The sequence below is a fragment of the Roseovarius sp. YIN77 genome, from assembly GCF_057219155.1.
This window is the reverse complement of record NZ_JBXVVI010000007.1, coordinates 28,911-53,823: the sequence shown is the minus strand read 5'-3', so window position 1 is coordinate 53,823 and position 24,913 is coordinate 28,911. Positions and strand designations below refer to the sequence as shown.

Genomic DNA, 24,913 nt, shown 5'->3' with positions numbered 1-24,913 from the left:
ATCCCATAGCACAACGCCATATTGGCCCAACACAGGATCAGACCATGACAGTTCGTAATCTCACCCTTGCAACCGCGTTTTTCATTGCCACCTCGACCCTGACCGCCGCTGCGGTGATGGTTGGCTCTGATGCCACCTCTCGGCCCTCAGCCACAGCCCAAATGCAAAAATACTTCGTATCCGTGCCCCAAGATCAGCCCGCTGGAACCACGCTCATAGAAGATGACCGTATGAAATTGCTCAACCAGTTTACGTGGCAGGGGCAAAACCATCTGGTGATCGAGGCGGCAGAGATCGACACCCTAATGCAGGCCCTTCTCAACCAGAATATCCGCTTTCACACGATCGAACCGATGCCGACACGGTGGGGTGATGATGCGCCGGTCAGCATGATGCCGTCTGAAAAGCTGGCCTTCTTTGCATCGCTGGCCTTCTGATCGCAGCGATCAGGCCTTGGTGTAATCCGGGCCGATTACAGTTGGCAAACCATCATCCAATCGCAGCCATGGCAGCTGTTCTTCGGCGGAAACATTCAGCGTCGGGCCATAGTGTTCCGGCGCCTCTAATGCGGCGACGTACAGGTGCATAACCCCCGACATTTTCTGGGATCGAAATGACATCGGGCTCCCGCAATTGCCACAAAACGTCCGTTCCACCCCGGGCGAGGAATGAAACACCTTCGGCGCATCCCCCAACCACCGCCACTGCCCGTCGGGGATGCCGATATAGGTGGTCATGGGCGATGAACACTGCCGCCTGCAACTGTCGCAATGACAATTGACACAGGCACTGACCGGATCGTCGACTTCAAATCTGACCTGTCCACACAAACATCTGCCGCGCATGCCACCCTCCACTGAACACGGTAACTCCGTTTAATCTATTCATGTTCAGGTGGGCTGTCTTGGCTGATTTGCGACGATTGGCGGCGGCTTTCACCACCTGCGCCGCCTTTATCTGTCTAATGCGAGCTTGGCACCCAGCCCAACCAAAATGCTGCCGCCAATGCGTTGTGCCCATCGATTGGCACCGCCTGCGGTTTTGAAATACACAGCGATCCTGTCTGCAAGGAGGACACAGATGGCATCGGCGCTGGAAAACATGAAATTGACGATCGTTCCCAGAATGAAAAGCTGGGCCCAAATAGGAAGTGATGCAGCGGGGTCCGCGAACTGGGGCAGGAACGCGACGTAGAAGATTGCCGTTTTGGGGTTGAGCACCTCGACCGAAACACTTTGCCAAAACGCCCGCTTGGCGCTTTTCCGGGGCATGGCGACAACGGAGTTGGTCGTGTCGGGCTTGGCCCTGAACATCGTCAGACCAAGCCAGATCAGATAGGCCGCACCTGCAAGTTTCAGTGTCAGATATAATGGCGGCACCGCGTCAAACAAATAGGCCAAGCCAACGGCGGCGGCAAAAACATGCACATACCCCCCCAGATGAATGCCCAACGCCGCGAACCATCCGGCCCGGCGCCCCCGCGCAATGGTCTGGGCCGCCGCGTAAAGCGTGGATGGCCCGGGCATATAGGCGAAAATGCTTGTCGCGATCAAAAAGGCGATCAACAGCTCTAAGGGTGGCATTGGTTGGGTCCGGTTGAATCAGGCTTGGGCAACAGTAACGTCACACGGCATAGGGTCCAAGCCGCTTGTCGCCTTCGGTCCCTCAGGTCAATCCTATGTGGTGTGGGTGATCCATGGTATCAGTGGAGGCATGACCAGACTATTGGATTGGATAACACTCAACGCCTGGGCTGTGGCGCTGGCTGCTGTCGCGTTTTCGCTGCTGGGCTTCGCCATCACGCGCAAAACGGCATTGCGGGGACAATCATCAGATGATCCGACGCCTTGGGTTGCCTTTTGCATGGGGCTGTATCGCGACACCGGGTCAGAGGGATCAGAAGACAATTCTGCAACATCTGATAGCGGCGACAGCGCGGCGGATGGCGGCGATTAAACCACACGGGCGCGCATGGGCCATCACTCCTCATCCACCCGGCCACGCGCGGCCTTGACCTCACCGCGCGTTTTTTTGGCTTTCAGCCGTCGTTCAATCGATCCTTTTGTGGGGCGGGTGGCGACGCGGCGTTTGGGGGCGACCATCGCCTTTCGGATCAGCTCTGCCAAACGTTCCCGCGCGATCTCTCGATTGCGGGCCTGGCTGCGGGTCTCTTCGGCCCGGATCACGATCGCGCCGTCCAGCGTCCAGCGCCGTCCGGCCAAACGTTTCAATCGGCGTTTGACGGCATCTGGCAGATTAGGGCTGCGGGCGGCTTCAAACCGCAGCTCGACCGCAGTGGACACCTTGTTCACGTTCTGACCGCCGGGGCCAGAGGAACGGGTGAACTGTTCGGTCAGTTCCCAGTCTTCGATGCAGAGTGTATCTGTTATGCGCAACATGCCAAATTCTGCCGTGGTTCATGTGTCATCATGCCTGAAAACCCCGGATATCGACACCGTCGTAATACCGACGTTACACCGACGTGCTGCAGCGGGTCAAAAAGGCCACAAATGGAAAGAGCCCCGTCCAGATCAGACGGGGCTCTCCTCGAGAATTGGAGGTGGCAAGCAGGGAACCCGGAGGGTCGCCCGAAGCCAGGATCGTGTCAGAGGGGCTGCCCCCTAAACCTTCACCTCGCTTGTAACCTTACCCAGCTGCTCCCGTTTCCCAATGATCATTGGCACCTCCTTTCTAGTAGTTATCTACAATTAGAAGCCTGCCATAGATTTTGTGTTTGTCAAAACATTTTACGCATGATTTGGAGAAAGTTTTGCAACAACTATGCGGAAAGGCACCAGTGCGACCAGTGCAAGCGACAGTTTGACCATCCAATCGGCCACCGCCAACGACACCCAAAGCGGCACTTCGGGACCCGCGCCCAACAGCGGCAGAACCTCTCCGGCCCAGCTGACGTCATTGGCAGGTTCGATAAAGCTCAGCGCGCCGGAAAACGCGATGGTAAAGAACATCGCCGTATCAACCGAGGACCCAATCAGGGTAGACGCCAAGGGCGCCCGCCACCAAGCCCCATCCCGCAACCGATTGAACACCGCAACGTCCAAAAGCTGCGCCACCAGAAACGCGCTGCCCGATCCCACGGCGATGCGCAAGGTCACCAGCGGGCCATACTCGCCCATGATTTGTGTGCCAATGAACGAACAGATGATGCCCACGACAAAACCCGCCAGCACGACCTTGCGCGCTGCCGAGACGCCATAGACGCGGTTCATGATGTCGGTGACCAGAAAGGCCAGAGGATAGGTAAAAGCCCCCCACGTCAGCCAATTGCCGAACAGGAACTGCACAAGGATGTTTGAGGCCACGACAATGGCGGCCATGGCAATAATGCCAGGAAGAATTCGTGTCATATCTTGATCCGTTTTATCAAGGTTGCGGAGACTTGGTCCTGCATCTGTGCAGGACGCGGGCTGTTACCACAGGCTTGTGCTGCAGATCAAGGACCAACGCGCAGCGATTAATCGGCGGACAAAACCGATGCGCATTGCAAGGGCAACTCGCCCAACGTCAATTCCCGGCGCGGTTTCGGTGGCGGTGCGTTGGGATCGGGTGGCGGCGGGTTCAGAATGTTGTGGACCCATTCATCGGCCTCGGCACATCCGTCGCCGGGTGGCGGTGGGGCCTGATCAACGCAGCCCTCAATGCCATCCGGGCAGGACAGCCTGACATGGAAATGATAATGGTGCCCCCACCAGGGGCGCACCTTTCGCAGCCAATCGCGATTGCCGGTCTCGTCACGGCACATCTGTGCCTTGGCCCCCGGGAAAATGAAAATGCGTGCGACCGCCGGGTCAGAGGCCGCAGCGCGAACAATCTGGTGATGGGCGCGGGTCCATTGATCATTCACATAGGCCCCGTTCTGGCGGCGCATAGAGGTAGAGGACAGATCCTCCCGTTCGGCGCGGCTCAGGGTCATATCCGTGCCCGGGCGCAGCCAGATATCGGCATCCAAGCCGATCTGGTGTGACCGATGCCCGGTCAGCATCGGCCCTCCGCGCGGCTGGGAAATGTCGCCGATGTAAAGCCCGTTCCAGCCCAGCTTCACCGCCTCCTGGCTGAGTTGTTGGATGAACCTGATCGTGTCGGGATGGCCCCAATTGCGATTGCGCGACAGGCGCATGGCCTGCCATGTCGGCCCGGTTTCCGGCAGTTGCATGCCACCCGCCAGACAGCCCTTGGCATAGCTGCCATGGGGGGCAGGGGATTGGCGGGACGCCTCATGTTCGTTGCCAAACAATTGCTTGGCCTCCACCGACAGCAGGGCCGGGTCCAGATTGCTGCTGGCGACGGTCACGATCGGTTGCTGCGCGACCGGCTCGCTGGCCTGACATCCCAACAGGGCAATGCAAAAGACAAATGCGGTGGACAATCGGATCATGGTTGAACCTCCCCATCCGGCTTGACCCAGCGCAACAGGATCAGGCCAATTAAAAACAGCGCAATCAATGGCGTCACACCCAGACTTTGGCTGCCGGTCACCGCAGTGGCGATGCCGATCATAAGGGGCGCGATGAAGGATGTGGCCTTGCCCGCCAATGCGTAAAGGCCGAACGCTTCGGTCATGCGATCCGGATTGGCTTGTCTGACCATCATCGTGCGGCTGGCAGATTGCAATGCCCCCCCCGCGGCCCCAATCGTGGCCCCGAGGACGTAAAACGCTATGTCGGGCAAGCGTGATGTCTCTGTCACGGCAAATCCAAAGACGGACTCGCGTGAAACGAAGACCACCAGAATGGCCACGACTGTCAGGATCGAGATACAAAGGGTGATCACCGGTTTGGGGCCGTAAGTCTGATCGGCCCGTCCGCCGATCCACGCAAATATGGCCCCGGTCACAATCGCCAGAATGCCGAAAATCCCCGTATCCACGATGGACCAATTCAACACCCCCGCCGCGTAGATGCCGCCAAAGGTGTAAATCCCGTTCAGGGCGTCGCGATAAAACATCGACGATCCCAGATAGGCAAACAGGCTCGGCCGTGCGGGCAGGCCGCGGATGGTCTGTTTCAACTCCTGCAGGGCATAGGACACTTTCAGCGCCGACACCGCCTGATGTTTCGGATCCCGCACCCACAGGAAAAACGGGATCATGAACACGACATACCAGATGGCGGTCAGGGGCCCGACAAACCGCGTGCCTTCCCGCGCCGAACTGTCCAGTCCAAACAGTGGGTCGAGCCCAATCAATGTCTTGCCATTGCCCTGTTCGGCAAACAATAGCAGCATGATCACCAGCGCCAGAAGACCCCCGACATAGCCAAAGGCCCAGCCGTTGCCGGATATCCGTCCGATCTCTTTTTTAGGCCCAAGGTCGGGCAGCATGGAATTGGTGAAAATCGTCGCAAATTCCATCCCGATCAGGCCGACGGCAAATAAAAGCATGATCTGCACGATGTTGAAATCTGCCGGGTCAGACCACCACAGACCCGTCGCGCCGACGACATACATGACGGAAAACACCCAGACCCAGCGCACCCGGTTGCCGGAATTATCGGCAATCGCCCCCAATACGGGTGCAAGAATGGCAATCACGATCCCGGCAGCGGCCACACCAAAGGCCCAGATTGTTTGTGCGGTGGTACCATCGCCAACAACGGATTTGACATAAGGGGCAAAAATGAAGGTCAACAGCAAGGTGTTGTATGGCTGGCTGGCCCAGTCAAAAAAGAACCAGCCCCAAACCCGTTTGCGCAGTGAAATCTCTGCCATGCTCTGCCTCATTTCCTGCCCGTTGATGGAATAAGACAGGCAATTGCCGGATCAGGCAAGCCCCGTATGGCAAAGAAGCGCCGACCCTTGATCGCAAGACAGGGGCTTGCGCTTTGGTCGCCCTGCACCTAGGTCTGCCAAAGACTGACTGAGGAGCGCAATAATGATGGCGATATACGGACCGCTGGCCCTGATCCTGAACGTGGTTTTCATGATTATGATCATTCACATCATCATGAGCTGGCTGATCAATTTTCAGGTCCTGAACCTGCGCCAGCCAATCGTGGCGCAAATCTGGTTCAGTCTGAACCGGCTGTTGGAGCCGATCTATCGCCCCATTCGCAACTTTTTGCCAAACACGCACCCACTTGATCTGGCGCCGCTTGTGGCGTTCATCATCGTGATTTCCCTGCGCGATTACATCTTGCCGGAACTTTTGCTGCGCTAATCCTCGTATGCGGCCTTGAGGTGGGCCGCTACATATGGGATGTCTGGGCCTGAGCAGACAAAATGATAATCAGGCCCAATGTCCGATCCAAAGGCACTTCTTTCCTCTGTTTTCGGCTTTTCCGAGTTTCGCCCCGGACAGGCAGAGATCGTGCAGGCCGTAACCGCCGGGCGCAATACATTGGCGATCATGCCAACCGGCGGCGGCAAATCCTTATGTTTCCAACTGCCCGCGTTGTGCCGTGATGGCCTGACCGTCGTGATCTCCCCCCTTATTGCGCTCATGCGCGATCAGGTGCGCGCGCTTAGGCAGGTCGGGGTGGAGGCGGGCGCGCTGACCTCTGGCAATACCGAGGAGGAAACCGATCAGGTCTGGCAGGCGCTGGAGGACGGGCGTTTGAAACTGCTCTACCTCGCGCCCGAACGATTGGCCGCTGGGGGGACGCAAAACATGCTGCGCCGCGCTGGTGTCAGCTTGATTGCCGTGGACGAGGCGCATTGCGTCAGCCAATGGGGCCATGATTTCCGCCCGGATTATCTGCGTATCGGTGAATTGCGCCGCACCCTGAATGTGCCGCTGGCGGCCTTCACCGCCACCGCCGATGCCGAAACGCGAGACGAAATCGTTGCGCGGTTGTTCGGCGATGAGCCCCCCGAAACCTTCCTGCGCGGCTTTGACCGGCCCAATATCCATCTGGCCTTTCAGGCCAAAAACCAGCCGCGCCAGCAAATCCTGTCTTTTGCTGCCGCCCGCAAGGGCCAGCCCGGCATCATCTATTGCGGCACGCGTGCGAAAACCGAGGCGTTGGCCCGCGCCTTGATCGAGGCAGGCCACAGCGCCTGTGCCTATCATGGCGGGATGGAGGCCGATCATCGCCGTGAGGTCGAAGCGCGCTTTCAGCAAGAGGACGGATTGATCGTCGTCGCCACCGTGGCCTTTGGCATGGGGGTAGACAAGCCCGATATCCGCTGGGTCGCGCATGCCGACCTGCCCAAATCGATAGAGGCCTATTATCAGGAAATCGGTCGGGCCGGGCGCGACGGGGCACCGGCTGAAACACTGACGCTTTATGGCCCGGATGACATTCGCCTGCGCCGCACCCAGATTGATGAGGGGCTCGCCCCACCAGAACGGCGCATGGCCGATCACGCGCGCCTGAACGCACTTTTGGGTCTGGCAGAAGCCCTGCGCTGTCGTCGCCAGAACCTTTTGACCTATTTTGGCGAAGCGCCGGACCCCTGCGGTAACTGTGATCTGTGTGACTCCCCCGCAGATATCTATGATGGCCGCGAAGCTGTGCAAAAGGCCCTGTCTGCAATCTTGCGCACCGGCGAATATTTCGGGGCCGGGCATCTGATTGACATCCTGACGGGAAATGAAACGCCCAAGGTCAAGGAACGTGGCCATGACGCCCTGCCAACTTTTGGTGTTGGGCGCGAATTTGATCGCCGCCAGTGGCAGGCGATTTTCCGGCAGATGATGGGCCATGATCTGGTGCGCCCCGATCCCGAACGCCACGGTGCCCTGCGCATGACCCACGCCGCCCGCCCGATCCTGCGCGGCGAGGTCGGGATCGAACTGCGCCGCGACAGCATCAAATCCGCCACCCGCCGCCCGGCGGTCAAAACGCTGGTCAGCGAAGAGGACGCGCCGCTCTTGTCGGCACTAAAGGCCAAGCGCCGCGCCCTGGCAGAGGCCGCAGGCCTGCCCGCCTATATGATCTTCAACGACCGCACACTGATCGAAATGGCCGAAACCCGCCCCGCAACTCTGGACCAGATGGCCGGGGTCGGCGGGGTCGGCGCCAAGAAACTGGAAAGCTACGGCGCCGCGTTTCTGACCATCATCACGGGTGAGGCCACCGCCGCTATGCACCCGGCGCGCCGGAAAATCGCGGGCCGCGAGGCCGGTGCCGTATTTGACCGATTGATGGAAGCCCAACAGCGCCTGGCGCGGGGTCACGACGGCGTTGACAAATTCATGAGCTGCCCAACCTCCACCTTACGCCATATTGCCGAACGCAGGCCCGACAGTCTGGACGGGCTGGCCCGGATACAGGGGATGGGCGCGCAAAAGGTGGAACGTTTCGGTTCGGCCTTTTTGGAAGTCTTGCTAACAGAGGATGCCTGATGCTGATCACAATTTCCCCGGCCAAACGCCTGAACGAGGCAGCCAGCACATCCCTGCCCATGACCACCCCCCGGTTTCAGGCAGAGGCTAGCAATCTGGCCAAGGTGGCTCGTGAACTGACCGCGCCGCAGTTGCAGAAATTGATGGCGATCAGCCCGGCACTGGCCGAATTGAACCAAACCCGCTTTGCCACCTATCAAACCGCGCCCACGCCAGAGGCTTTGGCCCCTGCGGCCCTGATGTTCGCGGGCGATACCTATCTGGGGTTGGAGGCGGAAACGCTTTCTGATGACGCCATGCGCTGGGCACAAAACCACCTGCGCATTCTGTCAGGGCTATACGGGGTGCTGCGCCCGCTGGACGGCATTCAACCCTACAGGCTGGAAATGGGTAGCCGTCTAAACAACCCCAAGGGCAAGTCGCTTTACGACTATTGGGGTGCTCAGATTGCCACGGCACTGAATGAAGAAGCCGATAAGGTGGGCACCGACATCTTGGTCAATTGCGCCTCTGTCGAATATTTCAGCGCCGTTGACCGGCAGGCCCTGAACCTGCGCGTGATCACTCCCGTCTTTATGGAATTGCGCAATGGCACACCAAAGATCGTCAGCTTTTATGCCAAAAAGGCGCGCGGGGCGATGGCGCGCTTTGCAGTCGAAAATCACCTGACAGACCCTGTGCACCTGCAACAGTTCGACACCGGCGGTTATCAGTTTCAGCCGGGGATGAGCAGCGGCGATCAATGGGTGTTTCTGCGCAGCGACGCGGCGGGCAGCTGATCAGCGGGCCTGCCTTTGGCGCGGTGTCGGGGCGGGTGCCGCCGGTTTGAGATCTGCCGATAGTTTTTCGATCGCGTCCCACAAATCCTGCCTGCGGATCGGCTTGGCAAGGTGTTGATCGAGCCCCGCCGCCATGATCTCTGCAATCTCTTCTTCCAGCGTATAGGCGGTCATCGCCACGATCGGGATGCGCACAGTACCGGATGCCTGCTCCATCCGTCTGATCCGCGCGGTTGCCTCTTTTCCGTCCATTCCGGGCATCGAGATATCCATGAAAATGATGTCCGGCTGAAACTGACCGAAGGCTTCAATCGCTTCGACCCCGTCACAAGCCAGACACAGATCAATGTCCAGTGTCGCGACCATCTTTTCAAAAACCAGCCTGTTGGTTTTGTTATCGTCGACGGCCAATACCTTGATCAGTTGTTGGCTCCGTCGCAGATTGGGCTGCGCGACAGGTCGCTTGGCCGAAGCTGATGTCGCGGGTGCCTCCAACCCACGAAAGATCGACATCACGTCCCGACGCGACATCGGCTTGCGAATGATTTTTAACACGCCGGCCTGTAGAAAGTGCTCCACCGATGTTGATGGGGAGTTGGACATAAAGATGATCGGCATCTTGGGGGCGGATTTATGCGCCTGTTTGGCGAAATCCGGGCTTTCCAGCGGTGGCAAATCAATATCGGCAATCAACAAATCAATCGACGGGCCGCAATATTTCAACGCGTCATCAGAAGATTTGGAGATTGCGGTCGAAGCACCCATCGTGCGCAACTGCCGTTCCAAAATCGTGCCAGTGATTTCGCTTTGCGTTGCGATCAGAATGCGCCGGGTGTCTTTGGGCAATTCCAAAGCCTGCCAGTTCACATCATGGGCCGGCTCCAACGGCAGTCTGAAACCGAAACATGATCCTGTCCCTTCCTCGGAATCGACCCAGATCTCACCCCCCATCAATTCGACCAGATGTTTGCTGATCGACAGGCCCAGGCCGGTTCCACCCAAATGACGGCTGCTGTCATTGTCGACCTGATCAAACTCCCCGAATACATGGTCTAACCGATCCTCGGGGATGCCAATGCCGGTATCTTCCACAGAAATGTGAACCTGCGTTTCGCTGGTACCGTCCGGTTGATGCCCGACCACGCGGATGATGACATGCCCTTGGGATGTAAACTTCACCGCATTGCCGATCAGGTTTGTCAGAACCTGCCTGATGCGACCGCCATCGCCCAAATAACACGGCGGCAAAAACAGATCGAAATCCACCAGCAAATCGATCCCCTTGGCGTGTGCCTGTGGTAACAATAACGTCACCACCTCATGCAGACAGCGATCCAGATCGAACTGTTCACGGTGCAGGGTCAGCTTGCCCGCCTCGATTTTGGAATAGTCTAAAATGTCGTTGATAATGACCAGCAGGGCCTCACCCGAATTGCGGATCGTATCCACGTATAGGCACTGATCCTCGCTCATCTCGGTATCTGACAACAGTTCCGCCATACCCACCACGCCGTTCATAGGGGTGCGGATTTCGTGGCTCATACGGGCCAGAAATGCGGATTTGGCGTGATAGGAATCCTCTGCCTGTTGGCGCGCGTGGGCAAGCTCTTGCTCCGCCAGCACCGCCTCAGAATTGTCAATCGCGATAGAGGTCCGATCCCCCAGCGGTGTTTTGACATCGATCAGTAGGATATACCGCCCGTCTGTTAGGCGGATCGTTTCGGGGCGGGGGCGCTCCGCCGCGCATCTTTCAACAAGCGGTCTACACCACGCCTCTGCGTCTTTTCCATCAGTGTTGAAATGACCGGATTTCACCCCGTCAGACAAGAGATCACCAAAACATCTGCCCATCGGATCACGACCGTCCAGCGCAAAGTAATCGCGGTAAAATGCATTGGCAAACATCAGCTTGTTATCTGCGTCATACATGGCCACCCCGTTTGGACCCGCTGCAAAGCCCGAAACCAGACGTAAAGCGCGGGCATAATCGATGTCACGCAAGAGCGCATCCGTGTGCTGATGTTGCTTGCCTGATTGTTGGTGAAGCTTTCCCAGCTCTGCCAATAACGCAGAGACGCGTTCGTGATGCAGGTCATTGCCCGCAGGTGTGTTCGGTGTTTGAGGTGCCATCTGTCCGCCTGAGTTGTCACAACAAGGCGACTGTTTCAGACAGATGTGAACCCGGGATTAATTTCTGATATCCAGGCGACCGCGTCGTGCCCCAGCCGATCCTCCATATCACCAAGCTTTGTTGACAACACGGGCCGAAGAACGCAGGTATTGGGCATGGCCAATCACTCCGACATCCTTGATCAACTGGCAAGCCGGCTGAAACATGCGCGGACCTCGCAAGGGCTGTCGCTTGATGCCGTGGCGAAACTGTCGGGCGTTTCCCGGTCAATGGTCAGTCAGATCGAACGCGGGGAATCGTCGCCCACCATTGCCACCTTGTGGAATCTGACCCGGGCTTTGCAGGTTGATTTTGCCGGATTGTTGGAAGGCGGCAGCCCAGAGCCCGAAATTGACGTTGTCCGGGCGGAGGCAACCCCCACGATCGAACAGCGTGGGGCAGGATGCCGCATTCGAATTCTGTCACCGCCTGAAGATGCCGGGCGGTTCGAGGTCTACGAACTCTCCTTCGATGCCCATGGCGCGCTGGACAGCCAACCGCATACCACTGGCGCGCGTGAGGCGCTGACAGTGATAGAGGGGGAATTGCTGGTCCGGTCCGGGGATACCAGCGCAAGGTTGAACGCCGGTGATACCGCGCGATATGCGGCGGATGTGACCCATATGATTTCGGCGGCGGATCAACCGGCAAAGGCATTTTTGATCGTTCAGGGCGGTTAATTCCGTAATAGTGGACAGAATATCCGTTATATGATATCCGTCATATTGACAGCACTGTCCGTTATCACAGATTTATCAACCGGAGGTCCAAATGTCCCAGAATTTTCTGACACATGTCTGCAATACCCTGAAGGGAATCGATGCGGACGGCCTGATGAAACGCGAACGTCCCATCACCTCTGCCCAGGGCGGCCATATCGCGGTTGGTGAACACGAGGTCATCAACCTGTGCGCCAATAACTATCTGGGGCTCGCCAATCATCCCGATCTGATCCGGGCCGCCCGCGATGTGATGGATGACAAGGGATTTGGCATGGCCTCGGTCCGGTTTATCTGTGGCACACAGGATATCCACCGCGAGCTGGAACAGAAACTGGCGACCTTTCTGAACAAGGACGATGCGATCCTTTTCGCCGCCTGTTTCGATGCCAATGGGGGCCTCTTTGAACCTTTGCTGGGCCCCGAAGACGCAATCATCTCCGACAGTCTGAACCACGCATCAATCATCGACGGCGTGCGCCTGTGCAAGGCCAAACGCTATCGCTACATGAACAATGACATGGCCGATCTTGAGGCGATGCTAAAACATGCCCGCGAAGAGGGCGCGCGCCATATTATGATCGCAACAGACGGCGTGTTTTCGATGGATGGGTATTTGGCCAATTTGCCGCAAATTACCCGGCTGGCCCGCGAATACGATGCATTGGTGATGGTCGATGACTGCCATGCCACCGGGTTTATGGGGCCACGCGGTGCGGGAACGCCAGACCATTTTGGCGTGGACGTAGACATTTTGACAGGGACGCTCGGCAAAGCACTTGGGGGGGCCATCGGCGGTTATATCGCCGGGCCGCAGCCAGTGATTGATCTTTTGCGGCAGCGGGCGCGGCCCTATCTGTTTTCCAATTCGCTGCCGCCCTCGATCGTTGCCGCGGGGATAGAGGCGATCCGTCTGGTGGAAGAGGGTGCCGCCCTGCGTGCGCAGCTTTTCGACAATGCGCGCTACTGGCGCGCGGGGCTGGAACGCCTCGGCTTTAACATCTTGCCGGGCGAACATCCCATCATTCCGGTGATGCTGGGGGAGGCACAATTGGCCCAAGACATGGCGGCGAAACTGTTCAACGAAGGCGTTTATGTCTCCGGCTTCTTCTTCCCGGTGGTCCCGCGCGGCCAGGCCCGGATCAGAACCCAGATGAACGCTGCCCTGACCCGCGACGATCTGGATACGGCGCTTGCCGCCTTCGCCAAGGTCGGGTGCGAGCTAGGGGTCATCCAATGACACGTCCAAACACGATGAAGGCGCTGGAGAAGTCAAAGCCAGAGGAAGGCCTGTGGATGGTGCAGGCACCGGTTCCGGAAATTGGGCCAGACGAGGTGCTGATCCGTATCCGCAAAACTGGTATCTGCGGTACTGACATCCACATCTGGAACTGGGATGACTGGGCCGCGAACACCGTACCCGTGCCGATGATCACAGGCCACGAATTTGCCGGTGAAATTGTCGAGTTGGGCAAAAATGTCGAAGGGCTGGAAATCGGCCAGCGCTGTTCAGGCGAGGGGCACCTGATCGACCATGACAGCCGCCAATCGCGCGCCGGCAAGTTCCACCTTGATCCCGGCACGCGCGGCATCGGGGTGAATGAACAGGGGGCCTTTGCCGAATATCTGCGCTTGCCTGCCTTCAACGTTGTGCCGCTGCCCGACGATATCCCGGATGAGATCGGTGCCATTCTGGACCCGCTGGGCAATGCGGTGCATACCGCCCTGTCCTTTGATTTGCTGGGGGAGGACGTGCTGATCACCGGCGCCGGTCCCATTGGCATCATGGCTGCCGCCGTTGCCCGCCATGCAGGCGCGCGCAATGTGGTGATCACCGATATCAACCCGGATCGGTTGGCATTGGCCCAGCACGTGGTCCCAACCGTGCGGCCGGTCAACGTCGCCAATGAGGATCTGAATGACGTTATCGCCGAACTGGGCTTGGCCCAGGGTTTCGATGTGGGGCTGGAAATGTCCGGCAATCAGGCCGCATTGGATCAGATGGTCGAGGCCTTGGTGATGGGTGGTAAAATCGCCCTTCTGGGCATACCGCCGGGAAAATCGCCAGTGGACTGGTCGCGCATCGTTTTCAAGGCCATCACCATCAAGGGCGTTTACGGGCGCGAGATGTTTGAAACCTGGTACAAGATGATCGCCATGCTGCAAAACGGGCTGGACGTCAGCCGGGTGATCACCCACCGGTTCAGCGTTGATGACTTCCGCAAAGGATTTGCTGAGATGAAAGGCGGGGCCTCGGGCAAGGTCGTGCTGGATTGGGGATAGATCCTGACCCTAAGGTCGGTCCCCAATTTTCGGTGGTTTGTCCAGCCCGGCCAACACATCCACCACAATATTGCGAATCCACCTATGTTCAGGATTGTTCGTGGATGTTTTATGCCAAACCATTTGCAGAGAAACGGGCGGGATTGGCAAAGGTGGCAGGTAGATGTCGAGCTTCAATCTGTCGGCAACATTTTCGGCGGATTGATGCGGCAACAGTGCAATAATATTGCTTTGGCTTACGGTGTTGCACACACCTGAAAAATTGGGCGCAGTAAAGTTAACGGTTCGGCATCTGCCAATCTTTTCCAATGCGGCGTCAGCATGCCCCCAAAACTTTCCCTCCGGGGAACACAGAACATGCGTAAGGCTACAGAACAGATCTAGGGGCAGAACGTCGCCAACTGGCGTACCGGAACGAGATATTTCCGGGTGCCCTTGCCGAGCAACGACAACATAGCTGGTGGTCAAAACTTCTTGCGCCTCCAGCCAACTGGGCAAGGCAAATTTTGGAATCAAAGCGATATCCAAATTGAATTTCGGGAAATATTCCATCTTGTCGTCCAGAATAACATCCACCATCTGCACGCGCATGTGGGGGGCCAGTTCTGACAATCTGTTTGCCAAAACCGGAAAAAGATGTTCGGCAAAGAAATCAATGCCCGTCAGGCGAAAGGTTTCATGTGATGTCGCCGGGTCAAACTGATCTGGCCCGGCCAATATTGTCTCCAGCCGATTCAACATATCCCGTATGGGCAGGTCCAGGCTGCGGGCATAATCGGTCGGAACCAGCTTTTGCCCCTGCCGAATGAAAAGCGGATCGTTCAGCGCATGGCGAAGCCGACCAAGAGCGGCGGACACGGCAGGCTGTGACAAACCTATGCGTTTGCTTGCTGCAATCGTCGAACTCTCTCGAAACATGGCATCAAGAACCCGCAACAGGTTCAGGTCAAGCTTGGATAAATTTGTCATGTTAATATATATTATAATTATAATTCATTTTATTAATCAATTCTATTTTCTTACCCTGTATGAATATGGGGAAGGAGAACTATCATGAAGGGACTGTCATTTAATTTCATGGTCTTGGGGGCACTGTTTGTGGTGATCGGGATGGGATGGGGCATCCAAATGTCCGCCTCTGGGGATCACACAATGTCACCGGCCCATGCGCATTTGAACCTGTTGGGTTTTGTGCTGTTTGCAATCTATGCGTTTTACTATCACCTCGTGCCCGCAGCGGCAGAGGGGATGTTGCCCAAGGCGCATTTCGCGCTGGCTTTGGCCGGGGTTGTCATTGTGGTGCCGGGGATTGTCATGGCGATCAGTGAAACCACCGAAACCTTTGCCAAGATCGGGTCAATCCTGACATTGCTATCTGGCATTGCGTTTCTGGTCGTGGTGTTCAAAAACCGCGGCTAGGGTCAGGGCAGGGCCCTATAATGCGCCCTGCCAATCACGCACCGCATCCAGCGGATACAGCAGCATCAGCACATTTAGCGCCAGACCGTCGCGGATCACCCAGGCGGTTAGCAGTTCAAACCCGATCACGATCACAAAGCTCAGCCAAACGGGGAAATGACGCGCTAGCCAGAACCCCACCAGCATCGCGATGATATCGGCAAACGAATTGACGACGCTGTCACCGTAGTAATCCAGCGATATCGTCACCTCGCGGTAGCGTTCGATCACCGCATTGGTGTTTTCCACGATCTCCCAGGCGGCCTCGACAATCGTGGCAATCAGCAGGCGCCAGCCGACATTCATGTTCCGCGCCACCAGCCACAAAATCGCATAGAACAAGAACCCATGCAGCAGATGGCTGGGCGTATACCAATCCATCAAATGCTGAGAGTTTTCCGACGTCATGACTGCGCCGTACCACAGCTTGATCGTGCCGCATTCGCACCACGGCACCCGCCCCATCGCTAGCAGGATGATGGTGGTCAAAAGAACAACAATCGCGGTCAGCCAATAGGCACGTTCAACTTGTGTATTCATGGGGATAAGCAATCACACCCCGTCTGATCTGTCTACACCAAGATATGATGATCGCATTTGATTCAGGCTCTTGCTGTTTGGTAGGCTCCGGGCGTAGCCTAGTGGCATATTTTTCAGAGGTGAATTTATGCGTTGGTTGGTTCGGTTTGGTGTTCTGGTTCTGCTTCTCATCGCCTTGGGGGTTACGGCGTTGATGCTGATCCCCGGGGATCGCATCGCGCGGATCGCAGAGCGCCGGTTTGAAGAGGCGACCGGCCGTGCCATGACATTGACCGGCGGCATCAGCGCCACAATTTACCCGCAACTTGGCATTCGCATCGGTGGTGTCAGTGTCGCCAATGCCGATTGGTCTGATGACGGCCCGATGCTGACTGCCAAAGCCGCCCGCATAGGTGTCAATGCCTGGGCCTTGATGTCGGGTGGCGTGCGGATCGAAGAGGTGGAGATTACTGAGCCGGTCCTGTTGCTGGTCGCCGATGAACAGGGCAGAACCAATTGGGATTTTGACGTCGAAACCGGCGGCGCCAGCATTGGCGCCCCCGAGGCATCGGGTGATGTGCCCGCCTTTTCACTGGATCGCGGGCTGGTTCAAAATGGCACCGTCATTTATCGCAATCTGGCCACTGGCAAAGATACGCGGCTAGAGGCACTGGATCTGTCACTGCGGCTGCCAGACTTCAGCGGCCCGGCCTCTGTTGATCTTTCCGCACTTCTTCACGGTATCCCGCATAAACTAGTCGCCCGGATAGAGGAGTTTGACACTTTCCTGACCGGGGACATCACGACCCTGGATCTGGAGGTCGACAGCGGCGATAACTCTCTCAGCCTGAACGGGCAGGGCGGCTATGCGCCCACCGCGTTCGAGGGGCAGTTGGACGCACAGTTCGCCGATATTCCGCAATTCTTTACCGCGATCGGCGATGACACACCGGAAATCCCGGCAGGCTTTGGCCGCGACCGGATAGACATCTCGGGCGCGGTGACGCTCACCCCGGATCAGACTTTGCACCTGCGAAACGGTTCGATCCGGCTGGACGATAACCGGTTGACCGGGGCGTTTGATGCCAATCTTGTCGGGGACCGCCCGCAATTCAATGCCAGGCTGGCCGGGGATCAGCTTGACTTTTCCTCCCTGGCCGCCGGGGAGGGGCAGGGCGAAAGCCAGCAAACCGCCGCGCCTGCCGACGGCTGGCCCACCGATCGGATCAACGCTGATGCGGTGTCTGCCATCGATGGCGATCTGGCCTTCACGGCCAATGGCATCAACTTTGGCACGCTGACGTTGGGCAAGACGGAAATCCTGACAACGATTGACCGATCCCGCGCGGTTTTTGGCCTCAGATCAATTTCGGCCTATGGCGGGCAGATCACGGGCGAGTTTGTGATGAACAATCGCAATGGATTGTCCGTGGGCGGCAATCTGAACCTGGCCGACATGTCCATTCAGCCGTTCCTGTCCGATCTGGCCGATTATGAACGGCTGATCGGAACCGGAAATGCCAAGGTAAACTTTCTCGGCGTTGGGAACAGTCTGGATGCGATCATGAAATCGCTTTCAGGTTCCGGATCTCTGTCGCTGACAAATGGCGAATTGCGGGGGCTCGATCTTGCCGGGATGCTGCGAAACTTCGACAGCTCCTACGAGGGCAGCGGATCAAAAACGATCTTTGATGCGATCACGGCCAGCTTTGTGATAGAGGCCGGCGTTTTATCCAATTCCGACCTTCTGATTGCCGCCCCGCTGGTCAATGCGACCGGCGAGGGCAAGGTGGATATCGGTCGCCAGAAACTGGATTACCGGATCGTTCCAACCGCTTTGGCTGGCGAGGATGGCACGGGCGGCTTTACCGTGCCGGTCATCATCACCGGCCCGTGGTCTGATCCATCCTTCCGCCCGGATCTGGAGTTTTTGCTGGAACAGGAACTGGCCGAAGAACGCAAAGCCGCCGAAGAGGCCCTGAAACAACAGGCCGAAGAGGCGCTGGGCGTTCAGCGCGAAGAAGATGAAAGCCTGGAAGACGCCGTCAAACGCGAACTGGAAGAGGAACTGGGCAACAAGCTGTTGGATATTTTGGGCGGCAACTGACCCACCCCGCAGGCCGGGCTTCAGCCCGGCATTCTGCGTCATCCCCCAGTCAGAAAACAGACAGGGCCGCACCCAGCCCTCCACATCAATTTTGCGATTGAATCGCCGCTAGACCCGCGTATAGGTTGTGACATGACCTGAGCCAGTTGCATTGCAAAATTATTCACCCATACCGCCAAACCCAACGCGCCGCACTCGGTGATTGGCCGATTGGTGGAACCGGATATGCTAAAACAGATGGGGGCGCAGGGCCCGACGGATCAGGACTAAGGGGGCAGATATGGTTTATCACATTTCAGGCGGAAAATACGTTACGGATTATGATTACGAGTTGCCAGCATGGCATCCTCTTAACGGTGACAAACGCAGAATTCAATTGGTTGACCCAACCCCGGATGGGGGGGGTAATGATCGCTCGTCAATCTGGAAGAGCACAAAAACCTGATCATATTCCTACTAAATTGGAGCGTCAGGGGGTGGGACCCGATAAAGTTGCATTGGTTGACATCGACGATTTTAGCAGTTGTCTCCTCGTCAATCAGACCTTCAAGGACATTTTGGAGGAATTGGAACCCGGCGTGCATCAGTTCTGGCCAATGGAGCTGTATATCAAGGGTGAAAAGATCGGCGATGCCTATTGGTTGAATATTTGCAACCGGCTGGATACGACGCACCGAGGGTTGACGTATCCTGTTAATGAACGAGGATTTTGGGTGCCCACCAAGGGCAAGCCCAGTCAATTCTTTTTCGATGTTCAGAAGATCGGTGTTCACCACGCCTGGCATGACAAATTTCGAGGCGGCACCTTTATTTCAGAGGAATTCGCCGCGCGCCTGAAGGCGGCTGGAGTGACGGGGTTGTCATATCAGCACCTCGAACAGGCCTGATCCACGCTCGAAACCCAAATGGTTAACACCATCGCGCCTATCCAATACCCACCGTCGCTATGCAGTCGTAATACCGACGTAATACCGACGTTGATTTTGGCGTTAACGATTTCCGTTTCCGGGGCGTCAACGGAAATTCCCGGTCGCCGGTTGTGCATCCAGCGCAGAGCCCTTAGATCGACAAGGACCCGATTTTTGATGGTGATTTCATGCCTGTTCCCAATCCATCCGCGCTGGAATTTCTGCTGACCCGGCGCTCGCGTCCGGCCAAAACATTGACGGGCCCAGTGCCCTCCTGCGATGACCTGATCCCCCTTCTGACCGCCGCCGCCCGCAGCCCCGATCATGGTAAGCTGGAGCCTTGGCGTTTTATTGTTTTGGAACGTAACGCACTGAAAAGACTGTCTGAACTTGCGGTCACCCGCGCGGGTGCATTGGGTAAAGATGCGGTCGTGACCGAAAAAACCCGCCGTCAGTTCGCCGATGCAGAGCTTGCTGTCGCCGTGATATCCACCACAATCTCGTCGGAAAAAGTGCCCCAGATCGAACAGCATCTTTCCGCCGGTGCTGTGTGCCTGTCATTGCTCAACGCGGCACTGGCCACTGGCTGGGGCGCCAATTGGCTGACCGGTTGGCCCGCCACGGATGATGAATTCCTGAAAGAGGGGCTGGGTTTAACAACGGGCGAATTCGTCGCCGGCTTCATCCACATCGGCACCGAAACCGCCGCCCCACCAGAACGCCCACGCCCCGATATTGATGCAAAAACCACCTGGGTAAGTGAATGATTATAAGTGATTTTTTGCGTGCTCTGGGGCAGCTGGGTGATCCCCGGTTTCGATCAGTTCTGGCCAAAGGAATTGGCCTGTCGCTGGGTTTGCTTGCCCTGATTTACTTTGTGTTTTTAACGCTGATCGGGTGGTTTGTTCCTGATCAGGTGAGCTTGCCATGGATCGGTGCGGTGACATGGGCCGATGATGTCCTCAGCATTGGGTCCTTCTTTGTGATGATCGGGCTGTCGATCTTTCTGATGGTGCCCGTCGCCTCTGCCTTCACCGGGATATTTCTGGACGAGGTCGTGAATGCCGTAGAAGACCGACACTACCCCGGCATTAGTACCCCGCCATCCGTACCTTTGGTAACCGCGCTACGGGATTCCGTTGGATTTTTGGGGATAATGATCGCCGCCAACCTGCTTGCGCTGATCCTTTACATCGCCCTACCACCCTTTGCCCCGCTGATTTTTTGGGGGCTAAACGGATACCTTCTGGGGCGCGAGTATTTTCAGATGGTCGCCATGCGACGTTTGGGGCGCAATGGTGCGCGTGCCCTGTATCAGCAGCATCGTTGGTCAGTTTGGACGGCGGGCTTTTTAATGACGGTGCCGTTGACCATCCCGCTGATCAACTTGTTGATCCCGGTTTTGGGCGTGGCGACCTTCACTCACCTTTATCATCGGGTTCAGCAGGCTCGCCCATAATATTGCGCCAGTCCAGATCACGAACCGTGATCGCGCCGCTGACAATCGTGCCTGCGATCACTGCCCATAAAACGATAGACAGCGCCGTGGTGATCTTGGCCCGGCGTCCAATCTGCGGATCATGCGGGGCCCCGGCATGGGTGCCCGCGACAATCTCGCCCACATCGCCCTGTGTTTTCAGGCGGATCGGCAGCACGATCAGAAAGACCATGAACCAGATCACAGCATACAGCACGATTGCCGACGTGATGGACATCAGATTTCTTCCAATTCGATCAGGCAGCCGTTGAAGTCTTTGGGATGTAAAAACAGAACCGGCTTGCCATGGGCGCCAATCTTTGGTTCCCCAGTGCCCAGCACCCGCGCGCCTTCGGCCTTCAGCTTGTCGCGGGCGGAGATGATATCTTCGACCTCATAGCACATGTGGTGAATACCGCCTGACGGGTTCTTTTCGAGAAAACCGTTGATCGGAGAGGCATCGCCCAATGGGTAGAGCAATTCGATCTTGGTGTTCGGCAGTTCAATAAACACGACGGTCACGCCGTGATCGGGCTCATCCTGCGGTGCGCCGACATCGGCCCCCAGCGTGTCGCGATACTGTGCGCTTGCGGCTTCCAGATCAGGGACGGCGATGGCAACGTGGTTGAGACGACCAATCATGAGACATTCCTTCCGGGTGCGAATATCAGTTGCGCTTCTTATGTCGACAGACAGCTGCGACAACAAGTGATTTTCAAGCGACCCAAGGCCGCAGGTTGTGGTTTACGCCCCCTTTACCCGGGCGTGATCTGCTGCGCGGGTACCCAAGGATGTTGCCATGAATGAGATCGAGCGAATGGTTCCCCCGCGCAGGCCCAAAACACGCGGCCCGCTTGCCGGAATCTGCATTCTTCTGGTCGAAGACAGCAATCAGGCATCGGATGCCATTCGGTTGATGTGCCTGCACAGCGGGGCAAAGCTACGCCGCGCCCGCGACCTTGCCGGTGCCTTGTGGCATCTGGATCGGTCGCGCCCCGATGTTGTCATCGTTGATCTGGGGCTGCCGGACGGGTCGGGTGAGAGACTGATTTCCCGTATCGACAAGCGCACAAAAGACAATACGCGCCCTGCGATACTGGGCCTTAGCGGCGATCCTGACGGGCGGGGCCGGGCGCTGAATGCCGGCGCGGGTGCCTTTCTCGCCAAACCCATTCAACATGTTGGCGCGTTTCAAATGAGCGTCCTATCTGTTCTTCCGGGTGCCCGACGGAAATCGATACCCCGCCTTCAGGTCACAACGTGCGCTTGCGATCCATTGGCCTGCCGGGAGGATTTGACCATGGCCGTTGAGCTTCTGCAAAATCGGCCAAACAGCCGCTACGCCGCCCAGTTTGTCAGGGGGTTGGCCCTCAGCATCGGGGATGGGGAGCTTCGATCAGCGGCGCAGGCGCTTTTGTCCGCCACACCCAATGCAAACAACCGGCAGAGCGCCACGGTAAACCTGACCCAAATCTTGCACACTCGCCTTGCCCGGCTGGATGAAATCTGACCCACAGAACCGCATTTTCCGCTTGCCCGATCCGGGTTCCGCCCGTATAGGGGGCGCTCTAGTCGCGCGACCGGCCCAAGTGGCATGCCGAGTCGTGCATAAACCGACCTGAAATCAAGGAGCCGGAAATGCCCAAGATGAAGACCAAATCAGGCGCTAAAAAGCGCTTTAAGGTGACTGCCTCTGGCCGCGTTGTCGCAGCCCAGGCTGGCAAGCGTCACGGCATGATCAAGCGTACGAACAAATTCCTGCGCAATGCCCGTGGAACCACAACCCTGTGTGCCGCTGACGAGAAAATCGTCAAAGGCTACATGCCATACGCTCGCTAAGGAGTACGACTAATGTCTCGTGTAACTTCTGGTAAAGTCACCCACGCCCGTCACAAGAAGGTCATCAAAGCGGCCAAAGGCTATTACGGCCGCCGCAAGAACACCTTCCGCACCGCAACCCAGGCTGTCGACAAGGCAAACCAATACGCAACCCGTGACCGCAAGGCACGCAAGCGTAATTTCCGCGCCTTGTGGATTCAGCGCATCAACGCTGCTGTACGCAGCCATGATGAGGCCCTGACATACAGCCGTTTCATCAACGGTCTTTCGCTGGCCGGGATCGAAGTGGACCGCAAGGTTCTGGCCGATCTCGCTGTGCATGAGCCCGAAGCGTTCGGTGCCATCGTCGATAAGGCGAAGGCCGCGCTGGCATAAGATACCTCTGGCGGAGCATTCCCAGCAAAAGTGGATACCGGTTTTGCGGTTCGGGAATGCGACCAAAAATAAAGAGGGACAGATGGAAAGCCGCGGGCCCCGCAAGGGTTCCGCGGCTTTCTTTGTTTACATCGGTTTTCAGGGGGGCAGCCGCTTGAAAACCCGGGCCCCGGCGGGTAGCAGGGGCAAGACAGAAATTGAGAGGCCGCAATGGACGATCTGAGGCAGAAATATCTGGATGCAATCGCGGGCGCCGCGGATGAAAACGCGCTGGAAGATTTGCGCGTGCAGGCCGTGGGCAAAAAGGGCGAGGTCAGCCTGAAAATGCGCGAGCTGGCCAAAATGACACCAGAGGAGCGTCAGATCGCAGGCCCCAAGCTGAACGCGCTGAAGGATGAGCTGAATTCGGCCTTGTCTGCCAAGAAAACCGCGCTGGCCGATGCCGCGCTGGATGCCCGCCTGCGCGACGAATGGCTGGACATCACGCTGCCCGGTCGCCCACAGCGCCAAGGCACCATCCACCCGATTTCTCAGGTGACAGAGGAAGTTTCTGCCATCTTCGCCGATATGGGCTTTGCCGTGGCCGAAGGGCCGCAGGTGGAAACCGATTGGTATAACTTTGACGCGCTGAACATCCCCGGCCACCACCCGGCGCGCGCCGAAATGGACACGTTCTATATGCACCGGGCCGCAGGCGATGATCGCCCGCCGCATGTGCTGCGCACCCACACGTCGCCGGTGCAAATCCGGTCGATGCAAAAACACGGCGCACCGATCCGCATCATCGCACCGGGCCGTGTGTACCGCGCCGATTATGACCAAACCCACACGCCGATGTTCCATCAGGTTGAGGGGCTGGCAATTGACACCGACATTTCCATGGCCAACCTGAAATGGTGTCTGGAAGAGTTCGTGAAAGCCTTCTTTGAGGTCGATAATGTAGAGCTGCGCTTCCGCGCCTCCCACTTCCCCTTCACCGAACCGTCGGCAGAGGTCGATATCCGCTGCAGCTGGGAAGGTGGCACCGTGAAAGTGGGCGAAGGCGACGATTGGCTGGAAATTCTGGGCTCTGGCATGGTGCATCCCAAGGTGCTGGCCGCCGGTGGCATTGACCCCGAAGAATATCAGGGGTTCGCCTTTGGTGTCGGCATCGACCGTATCGCCATGCTGAAATACGGCATCCCCGACCTGCGCGCATTCTTTGACAGCGACCTACGCTGGCTGCGCCATTACGGGTTCGCAAGTCTGGATCAACCGACCCTGCATGGGGGGTTGAGTAGGTGAGTGAGACCATCTCCGCATGTGAAAACATTTGCCGCGACTTTGACTGGATTTGGTTTGCGGACAAAAGCGTAATCAGTGGATTGTTGACTTTTGCTGCGGCAATTTTCGGTTCAGCAACGGCCTTGTTTATTGCGATAAAGGTATATCCGTTGCAAAAAACAAAGGACCGCGAGCTACAGATTCAGTTGGAGCAGCGGTCGGAATACGTTGCTACGCTTAAGGCGATCTCTGATCTAAAGACACAAGTAGAACGATTTAAATTTGACAATTACGAAGCTCTAAAGGCTTCTGTAAGCGATTACTTTTCGGCATGTGATGAAGTCGAGAACAAACTTACCATTCTATCATGTTTGGCGGATGGCGAGATTCTAAAGTTTACTTCGGAGTGCTATGAAGCAATCAGAGAAATTGTGGGTGAGTTTGCTCAGAAGTTAACCAGTATTGCCAATTCTGGATGCAATGAATTTGAAGCAGATGAACTAAAACAAGAGATGCTTGAAGTGCGAAGGGCGGCGAGCGAGAAAATCGATCAGGCGACAGTTAGATTAGTTAATGCTGTCAGACAGAAATCGTTTGGCTTGAGCGGCGAAATTTCCATCAAAAGCCGAATAAGTCTAAGTCAACAAGCTCTGCGTCAAAGTGTTGAAGCTGAAGGGTGATGTAGAAATGCTTAAAATTTCTCCCAAACTG

The 24,913-nt window shown here is 57.1% G+C and carries 29 protein-coding genes; 18 read left to right on the top strand and 11 right to left on the bottom strand.

Features of this window, described 5'->3' with window-relative positions; translation table 11 throughout:
• The first annotated feature begins 44 nt into the window (after positions 1-44).
• Entirely contained in the window at positions 45-437 is a 393-nt protein-coding gene (locus AC2D8P_RS08550) for a hypothetical protein (RefSeq protein ID WP_484701979.1), read from the top strand.
• A gap of 9 nt (positions 438-446) precedes the next feature.
• Here the strand turns inward: AC2D8P_RS08550 and AC2D8P_RS08545 are convergent, their stop codons facing one another.
• A complete protein-coding gene (locus AC2D8P_RS08545; RefSeq protein WP_484701977.1) occupies positions 447-845 on the bottom strand; it encodes a GFA family protein in 399 nt (132 codons plus the stop codon).
• Between the two features lie 108 nt (positions 846-953).
• Positions 954-1,583, bottom strand: coding sequence for a LysE family translocator (locus AC2D8P_RS08540; RefSeq protein ID WP_484701976.1), 630 nt, complete (start codon positions 1,581-1,583; stop codon positions 954-956).
• A 130-nt stretch (positions 1,584-1,713) separates the two neighbouring features.
• Here AC2D8P_RS08540 and AC2D8P_RS08535 point away from each other — a divergent pair, with 130 nt between their 5' ends.
• Entirely contained in the window at positions 1,714-1,956 is a 243-nt protein-coding gene (locus AC2D8P_RS08535; protein WP_484701975.1) for a hypothetical protein, read from the top strand.
• A gap of 23 nt (positions 1,957-1,979) precedes the next feature.
• Here the strand turns inward: AC2D8P_RS08535 and arfB are convergent, their stop codons facing one another.
• From arfB to AC2D8P_RS08515, 4 genes are all read right to left on the bottom strand, one after another.
• Positions 1,980-2,399 carry an alternative ribosome rescue aminoacyl-tRNA hydrolase ArfB gene (gene arfB, locus AC2D8P_RS08530; protein ID WP_484701973.1) on the bottom strand — a complete coding sequence of 140 codons (420 nt, stop codon included), beginning with the start codon at positions 2,397-2,399 and terminating at the stop codon, positions 1,980-1,982.
• Positions 2,400-2,747: 348 nt separating this feature from the next.
• Positions 2,748-3,368: a queuosine precursor transporter gene (locus AC2D8P_RS08525; RefSeq protein ID WP_484701971.1), complete on the bottom strand. Its 621-nt coding sequence runs from the start codon at positions 3,366-3,368 to the stop codon at positions 2,748-2,750.
• Between the two features lie 107 nt (positions 3,369-3,475).
• Positions 3,476-4,396, bottom strand: coding sequence for a penicillin-insensitive murein endopeptidase (gene mepA / locus AC2D8P_RS08520; RefSeq protein WP_484701969.1), 921 nt, complete (start codon positions 4,394-4,396; stop codon positions 3,476-3,478).
• The gene (locus tag AC2D8P_RS08515) at positions 4,393-5,727 is read right to left on the bottom strand and encodes an MFS transporter (RefSeq protein ID WP_484701967.1); all 1,335 of its coding nucleotides are present in this window, start codon (positions 5,725-5,727) and stop codon (positions 4,393-4,395) included. Before AC2D8P_RS08515 ends, mepA begins: the two co-directional genes overlap by 4 nt.
• A 163-nt stretch (positions 5,728-5,890) precedes the next feature.
• On the opposite strand from AC2D8P_RS08515, the gene AC2D8P_RS08510 reads away from it, so the two are divergent.
• From AC2D8P_RS08510 to yaaA, 3 genes are all read left to right on the top strand, one after another.
• Positions 5,891-6,175, top strand: a complete 285-nt coding sequence (locus tag AC2D8P_RS08510) for a YggT family protein (RefSeq protein ID WP_484701965.1) — start codon at positions 5,891-5,893, stop codon at positions 6,173-6,175.
• Between the two features lie 78 nt (positions 6,176-6,253).
• Positions 6,254-8,305, top strand: coding sequence for a DNA helicase RecQ (gene recQ, locus AC2D8P_RS08505; protein ID WP_484701963.1), 2,052 nt, complete (start codon positions 6,254-6,256; stop codon positions 8,303-8,305).
• Positions 8,305-9,084 (top strand): peroxide stress protein YaaA, encoded by a 780-nt coding sequence (gene yaaA / locus AC2D8P_RS08500; RefSeq protein ID WP_484701961.1) that lies wholly within the window; start codon positions 8,305-8,307, stop codon positions 9,082-9,084. Before recQ ends, yaaA begins: the two co-directional genes overlap by 1 nt.
• Here yaaA and AC2D8P_RS08495 read toward each other — a convergent pair whose 3' ends face one another.
• Complete coding sequence (locus tag AC2D8P_RS08495; RefSeq protein ID WP_484701958.1) at positions 9,085-11,214, bottom strand: response regulator; 2,130 nt, start codon at positions 11,212-11,214, stop codon at positions 9,085-9,087.
• 156 nt (positions 11,215-11,370) lie between these two features.
• Between AC2D8P_RS08495 and AC2D8P_RS08490 the strand changes: the two genes are divergently transcribed.
• The 3 genes from AC2D8P_RS08490 (at position 11,371) to tdh (ending at position 14,256) form a co-directional block, all read left to right on the top strand.
• The gene (locus AC2D8P_RS08490) at positions 11,371-11,934 is read left to right on the top strand and encodes a helix-turn-helix domain-containing protein (protein WP_484701956.1); all 564 of its coding nucleotides are present in this window, start codon (positions 11,371-11,373) and stop codon (positions 11,932-11,934) included.
• Between the two features lie 91 nt (positions 11,935-12,025).
• A complete protein-coding gene (locus tag AC2D8P_RS08485; RefSeq protein ID WP_484701954.1) occupies positions 12,026-13,213 on the top strand; it encodes a glycine C-acetyltransferase in 1,188 nt (395 codons plus the stop codon).
• Between the two features lie 14 nt (positions 13,214-13,227).
• Entirely contained in the window at positions 13,228-14,256 is a 1,029-nt protein-coding gene (gene tdh / locus AC2D8P_RS08480) for an L-threonine 3-dehydrogenase (protein WP_484702074.1), read from the top strand.
• A 9-nt stretch (positions 14,257-14,265) separates the two neighbouring features.
• Here the strand turns inward: tdh and AC2D8P_RS08475 are convergent, their stop codons facing one another.
• Positions 14,266-15,225, bottom strand: coding sequence for a LysR family transcriptional regulator (locus AC2D8P_RS08475; protein WP_484701952.1), 960 nt, complete (start codon positions 15,223-15,225; stop codon positions 14,266-14,268).
• A gap of 84 nt (positions 15,226-15,309) precedes the next feature.
• On the opposite strand from AC2D8P_RS08475, the gene AC2D8P_RS08470 reads away from it, so the two are divergent.
• A complete protein-coding gene (locus AC2D8P_RS08470) occupies positions 15,310-15,675 on the top strand; it encodes a hypothetical protein (RefSeq protein WP_484701950.1) in 366 nt (121 codons plus the stop codon).
• 15 nt (positions 15,676-15,690) lie between these two features.
• On the opposite strand, the gene AC2D8P_RS08465 is transcribed toward AC2D8P_RS08470, so the two are convergent.
• The gene (locus AC2D8P_RS08465; RefSeq protein WP_484701948.1) at positions 15,691-16,254 is read right to left on the bottom strand and encodes a DUF2585 domain-containing protein; all 564 of its coding nucleotides are present in this window, start codon (positions 16,252-16,254) and stop codon (positions 15,691-15,693) included.
• A gap of 127 nt (positions 16,255-16,381) precedes the next feature.
• Here AC2D8P_RS08465 and AC2D8P_RS08460 point away from each other — a divergent pair, with 127 nt between their 5' ends.
• From AC2D8P_RS08460 to AC2D8P_RS08445, 4 genes are all read left to right on the top strand, one after another.
• Positions 16,382-18,340 (top strand): AsmA family protein, encoded by a 1,959-nt coding sequence (locus AC2D8P_RS08460; protein ID WP_484701946.1) that lies wholly within the window; start codon positions 16,382-16,384, stop codon positions 18,338-18,340.
• 407 nt (positions 18,341-18,747) lie between these two features.
• Positions 18,748-19,227 (top strand): imm11 family protein, encoded by a 480-nt coding sequence (locus tag AC2D8P_RS08455; protein ID WP_484701944.1) that lies wholly within the window; start codon positions 18,748-18,750, stop codon positions 19,225-19,227.
• A gap of 209 nt (positions 19,228-19,436) precedes the next feature.
• Positions 19,437-20,015, top strand: a complete 579-nt coding sequence (locus tag AC2D8P_RS08450; protein WP_484701943.1) for a nitroreductase family protein — start codon at positions 19,437-19,439, stop codon at positions 20,013-20,015.
• The gene (locus AC2D8P_RS08445; protein WP_484701940.1) at positions 20,012-20,707 is read left to right on the top strand and encodes an EI24 domain-containing protein; all 696 of its coding nucleotides are present in this window, start codon (positions 20,012-20,014) and stop codon (positions 20,705-20,707) included. The genes AC2D8P_RS08450 and AC2D8P_RS08445 overlap by 4 nt, the downstream gene beginning before the upstream one ends.
• Here AC2D8P_RS08445 and AC2D8P_RS08440 read toward each other — a convergent pair.
• Together AC2D8P_RS08440 and mce are read right to left on the bottom strand one after the other, a co-directional pair.
• Positions 20,667-20,963: a DUF1467 family protein gene (locus AC2D8P_RS08440; RefSeq protein ID WP_484701938.1), complete on the bottom strand. Its 297-nt coding sequence runs from the start codon at positions 20,961-20,963 to the stop codon at positions 20,667-20,669. The two genes, AC2D8P_RS08445 and AC2D8P_RS08440, sit on opposite strands and share 41 nt — an antisense overlap.
• Positions 20,963-21,367, bottom strand: coding sequence for a methylmalonyl-CoA epimerase (mce, locus tag AC2D8P_RS08435; RefSeq protein ID WP_484701937.1), 405 nt, complete (start codon positions 21,365-21,367; stop codon positions 20,963-20,965). Before mce ends, AC2D8P_RS08440 begins: the two co-directional genes overlap by 1 nt.
• Before the next feature lie 157 nt (positions 21,368-21,524).
• Between mce and AC2D8P_RS08430 the strand changes: the two genes are divergently transcribed.
• The 5 genes from AC2D8P_RS08430 (at position 21,525) to AC2D8P_RS08410 (ending at position 24,882) form a co-directional block, all read left to right on the top strand.
• Positions 21,525-22,235, top strand: coding sequence for a response regulator (locus AC2D8P_RS08430; RefSeq protein ID WP_484701935.1), 711 nt, complete (start codon positions 21,525-21,527; stop codon positions 22,233-22,235).
• Positions 22,236-22,363: 128 nt separating this feature from the next.
• On the top strand, positions 22,364-22,564 hold the full coding sequence (gene rpmI, locus AC2D8P_RS08425) for a 50S ribosomal protein L35 (RefSeq protein WP_484701933.1): 201 nt from the start codon (positions 22,364-22,366) through the stop codon (positions 22,562-22,564).
• Positions 22,565-22,576: 12 nt separating this feature from the next.
• A complete protein-coding gene (gene rplT, locus AC2D8P_RS08420; RefSeq protein WP_484701931.1) occupies positions 22,577-22,939 on the top strand; it encodes a 50S ribosomal protein L20 in 363 nt (120 codons plus the stop codon).
• Between the two features lie 210 nt (positions 22,940-23,149).
• Positions 23,150-24,223, top strand: coding sequence for a phenylalanine--tRNA ligase subunit alpha (gene pheS, locus AC2D8P_RS08415; protein WP_484701929.1), 1,074 nt, complete (start codon positions 23,150-23,152; stop codon positions 24,221-24,223).
• On the top strand, positions 24,220-24,882 hold the full coding sequence (locus AC2D8P_RS08410) for a hypothetical protein (protein ID WP_484701928.1): 663 nt from the start codon (positions 24,220-24,222) through the stop codon (positions 24,880-24,882). Before pheS ends, AC2D8P_RS08410 begins: the two co-directional genes overlap by 4 nt.
• The last annotated feature ends 31 nt before the right edge of the window (positions 24,883-24,913 follow it).

What these genes read in the sequence shown, in the direction of transcription:
- AC2D8P_RS08550 (WP_484701979.1), top strand. Translation starts at nt 45, where the DNA reads ATGACAGTTCGTAATCTCACCCTTGCAACCGCGTTTTTCATTGCCACC.
- AC2D8P_RS08545 (WP_484701977.1), bottom strand. Translation starts at nt 845, where the DNA reads ATGCGCGGCAGATGTTTGTGTGGACAGGTCAGATTTGAAGTCGACGAT.
- AC2D8P_RS08540 (WP_484701976.1), bottom strand. Translation starts at nt 1,583, where the DNA reads ATGCCACCCTTAGAGCTGTTGATCGCCTTTTTGATCGCGACAAGCATT.
- AC2D8P_RS08535 (WP_484701975.1), top strand. Translation starts at nt 1,714, where the DNA reads ATGACCAGACTATTGGATTGGATAACACTCAACGCCTGGGCTGTGGCG.
- arfB (WP_484701973.1), bottom strand. Translation starts at nt 2,399, where the DNA reads ATGTTGCGCATAACAGATACACTCTGCATCGAAGACTGGGAACTGACC.
- AC2D8P_RS08525 (WP_484701971.1), bottom strand. Translation starts at nt 3,368, where the DNA reads ATGACACGAATTCTTCCTGGCATTATTGCCATGGCCGCCATTGTCGTG.
- mepA (WP_484701969.1), bottom strand. Translation starts at nt 4,396, where the DNA reads ATGATCCGATTGTCCACCGCATTTGTCTTTTGCATTGCCCTGTTGGGA.
- AC2D8P_RS08515 (WP_484701967.1), bottom strand. Translation starts at nt 5,727, where the DNA reads ATGGCAGAGATTTCACTGCGCAAACGGGTTTGGGGCTGGTTCTTTTTT.
- AC2D8P_RS08510 (WP_484701965.1), top strand. Translation starts at nt 5,891, where the DNA reads ATGATGGCGATATACGGACCGCTGGCCCTGATCCTGAACGTGGTTTTC.
- recQ (WP_484701963.1), top strand. Translation starts at nt 6,254, where the DNA reads ATGTCCGATCCAAAGGCACTTCTTTCCTCTGTTTTCGGCTTTTCCGAG.
- yaaA (WP_484701961.1), top strand. Translation starts at nt 8,305, where the DNA reads ATGCTGATCACAATTTCCCCGGCCAAACGCCTGAACGAGGCAGCCAGC.
- AC2D8P_RS08495 (WP_484701958.1), bottom strand. Translation starts at nt 11,214, where the DNA reads ATGGCACCTCAAACACCGAACACACCTGCGGGCAATGACCTGCATCAC.
- AC2D8P_RS08490 (WP_484701956.1), top strand. Translation starts at nt 11,371, where the DNA reads ATGGCCAATCACTCCGACATCCTTGATCAACTGGCAAGCCGGCTGAAA.
- AC2D8P_RS08485 (WP_484701954.1), top strand. Translation starts at nt 12,026, where the DNA reads ATGTCCCAGAATTTTCTGACACATGTCTGCAATACCCTGAAGGGAATC.
- tdh (WP_484702074.1), top strand. Translation starts at nt 13,228, where the DNA reads ATGAAGGCGCTGGAGAAGTCAAAGCCAGAGGAAGGCCTGTGGATGGTG.
- AC2D8P_RS08475 (WP_484701952.1), bottom strand. Translation starts at nt 15,225, where the DNA reads ATGACAAATTTATCCAAGCTTGACCTGAACCTGTTGCGGGTTCTTGAT.
- AC2D8P_RS08470 (WP_484701950.1), top strand. Translation starts at nt 15,310, where the DNA reads ATGAAGGGACTGTCATTTAATTTCATGGTCTTGGGGGCACTGTTTGTG.
- AC2D8P_RS08465 (WP_484701948.1), bottom strand. Translation starts at nt 16,254, where the DNA reads ATGAATACACAAGTTGAACGTGCCTATTGGCTGACCGCGATTGTTGTT.
- AC2D8P_RS08460 (WP_484701946.1), top strand. Translation starts at nt 16,382, where the DNA reads ATGCGTTGGTTGGTTCGGTTTGGTGTTCTGGTTCTGCTTCTCATCGCC.
- AC2D8P_RS08455 (WP_484701944.1), top strand. Translation starts at nt 18,748, where the DNA reads ATGATCGCTCGTCAATCTGGAAGAGCACAAAAACCTGATCATATTCCT.
- AC2D8P_RS08450 (WP_484701943.1), top strand. Translation starts at nt 19,437, where the DNA reads ATGCCTGTTCCCAATCCATCCGCGCTGGAATTTCTGCTGACCCGGCGC.
- AC2D8P_RS08445 (WP_484701940.1), top strand. Translation starts at nt 20,012, where the DNA reads ATGATTATAAGTGATTTTTTGCGTGCTCTGGGGCAGCTGGGTGATCCC.
- AC2D8P_RS08440 (WP_484701938.1), bottom strand. Translation starts at nt 20,963, where the DNA reads ATGTCCATCACGTCGGCAATCGTGCTGTATGCTGTGATCTGGTTCATG.
- mce (WP_484701937.1), bottom strand. Translation starts at nt 21,367, where the DNA reads ATGATTGGTCGTCTCAACCACGTTGCCATCGCCGTCCCTGATCTGGAA.
- AC2D8P_RS08430 (WP_484701935.1), top strand. Translation starts at nt 21,525, where the DNA reads ATGAATGAGATCGAGCGAATGGTTCCCCCGCGCAGGCCCAAAACACGC.
- rpmI (WP_484701933.1), top strand. Translation starts at nt 22,364, where the DNA reads ATGCCCAAGATGAAGACCAAATCAGGCGCTAAAAAGCGCTTTAAGGTG.
- rplT (WP_484701931.1), top strand. Translation starts at nt 22,577, where the DNA reads ATGTCTCGTGTAACTTCTGGTAAAGTCACCCACGCCCGTCACAAGAAG.
- pheS (WP_484701929.1), top strand. Translation starts at nt 23,150, where the DNA reads ATGGACGATCTGAGGCAGAAATATCTGGATGCAATCGCGGGCGCCGCG.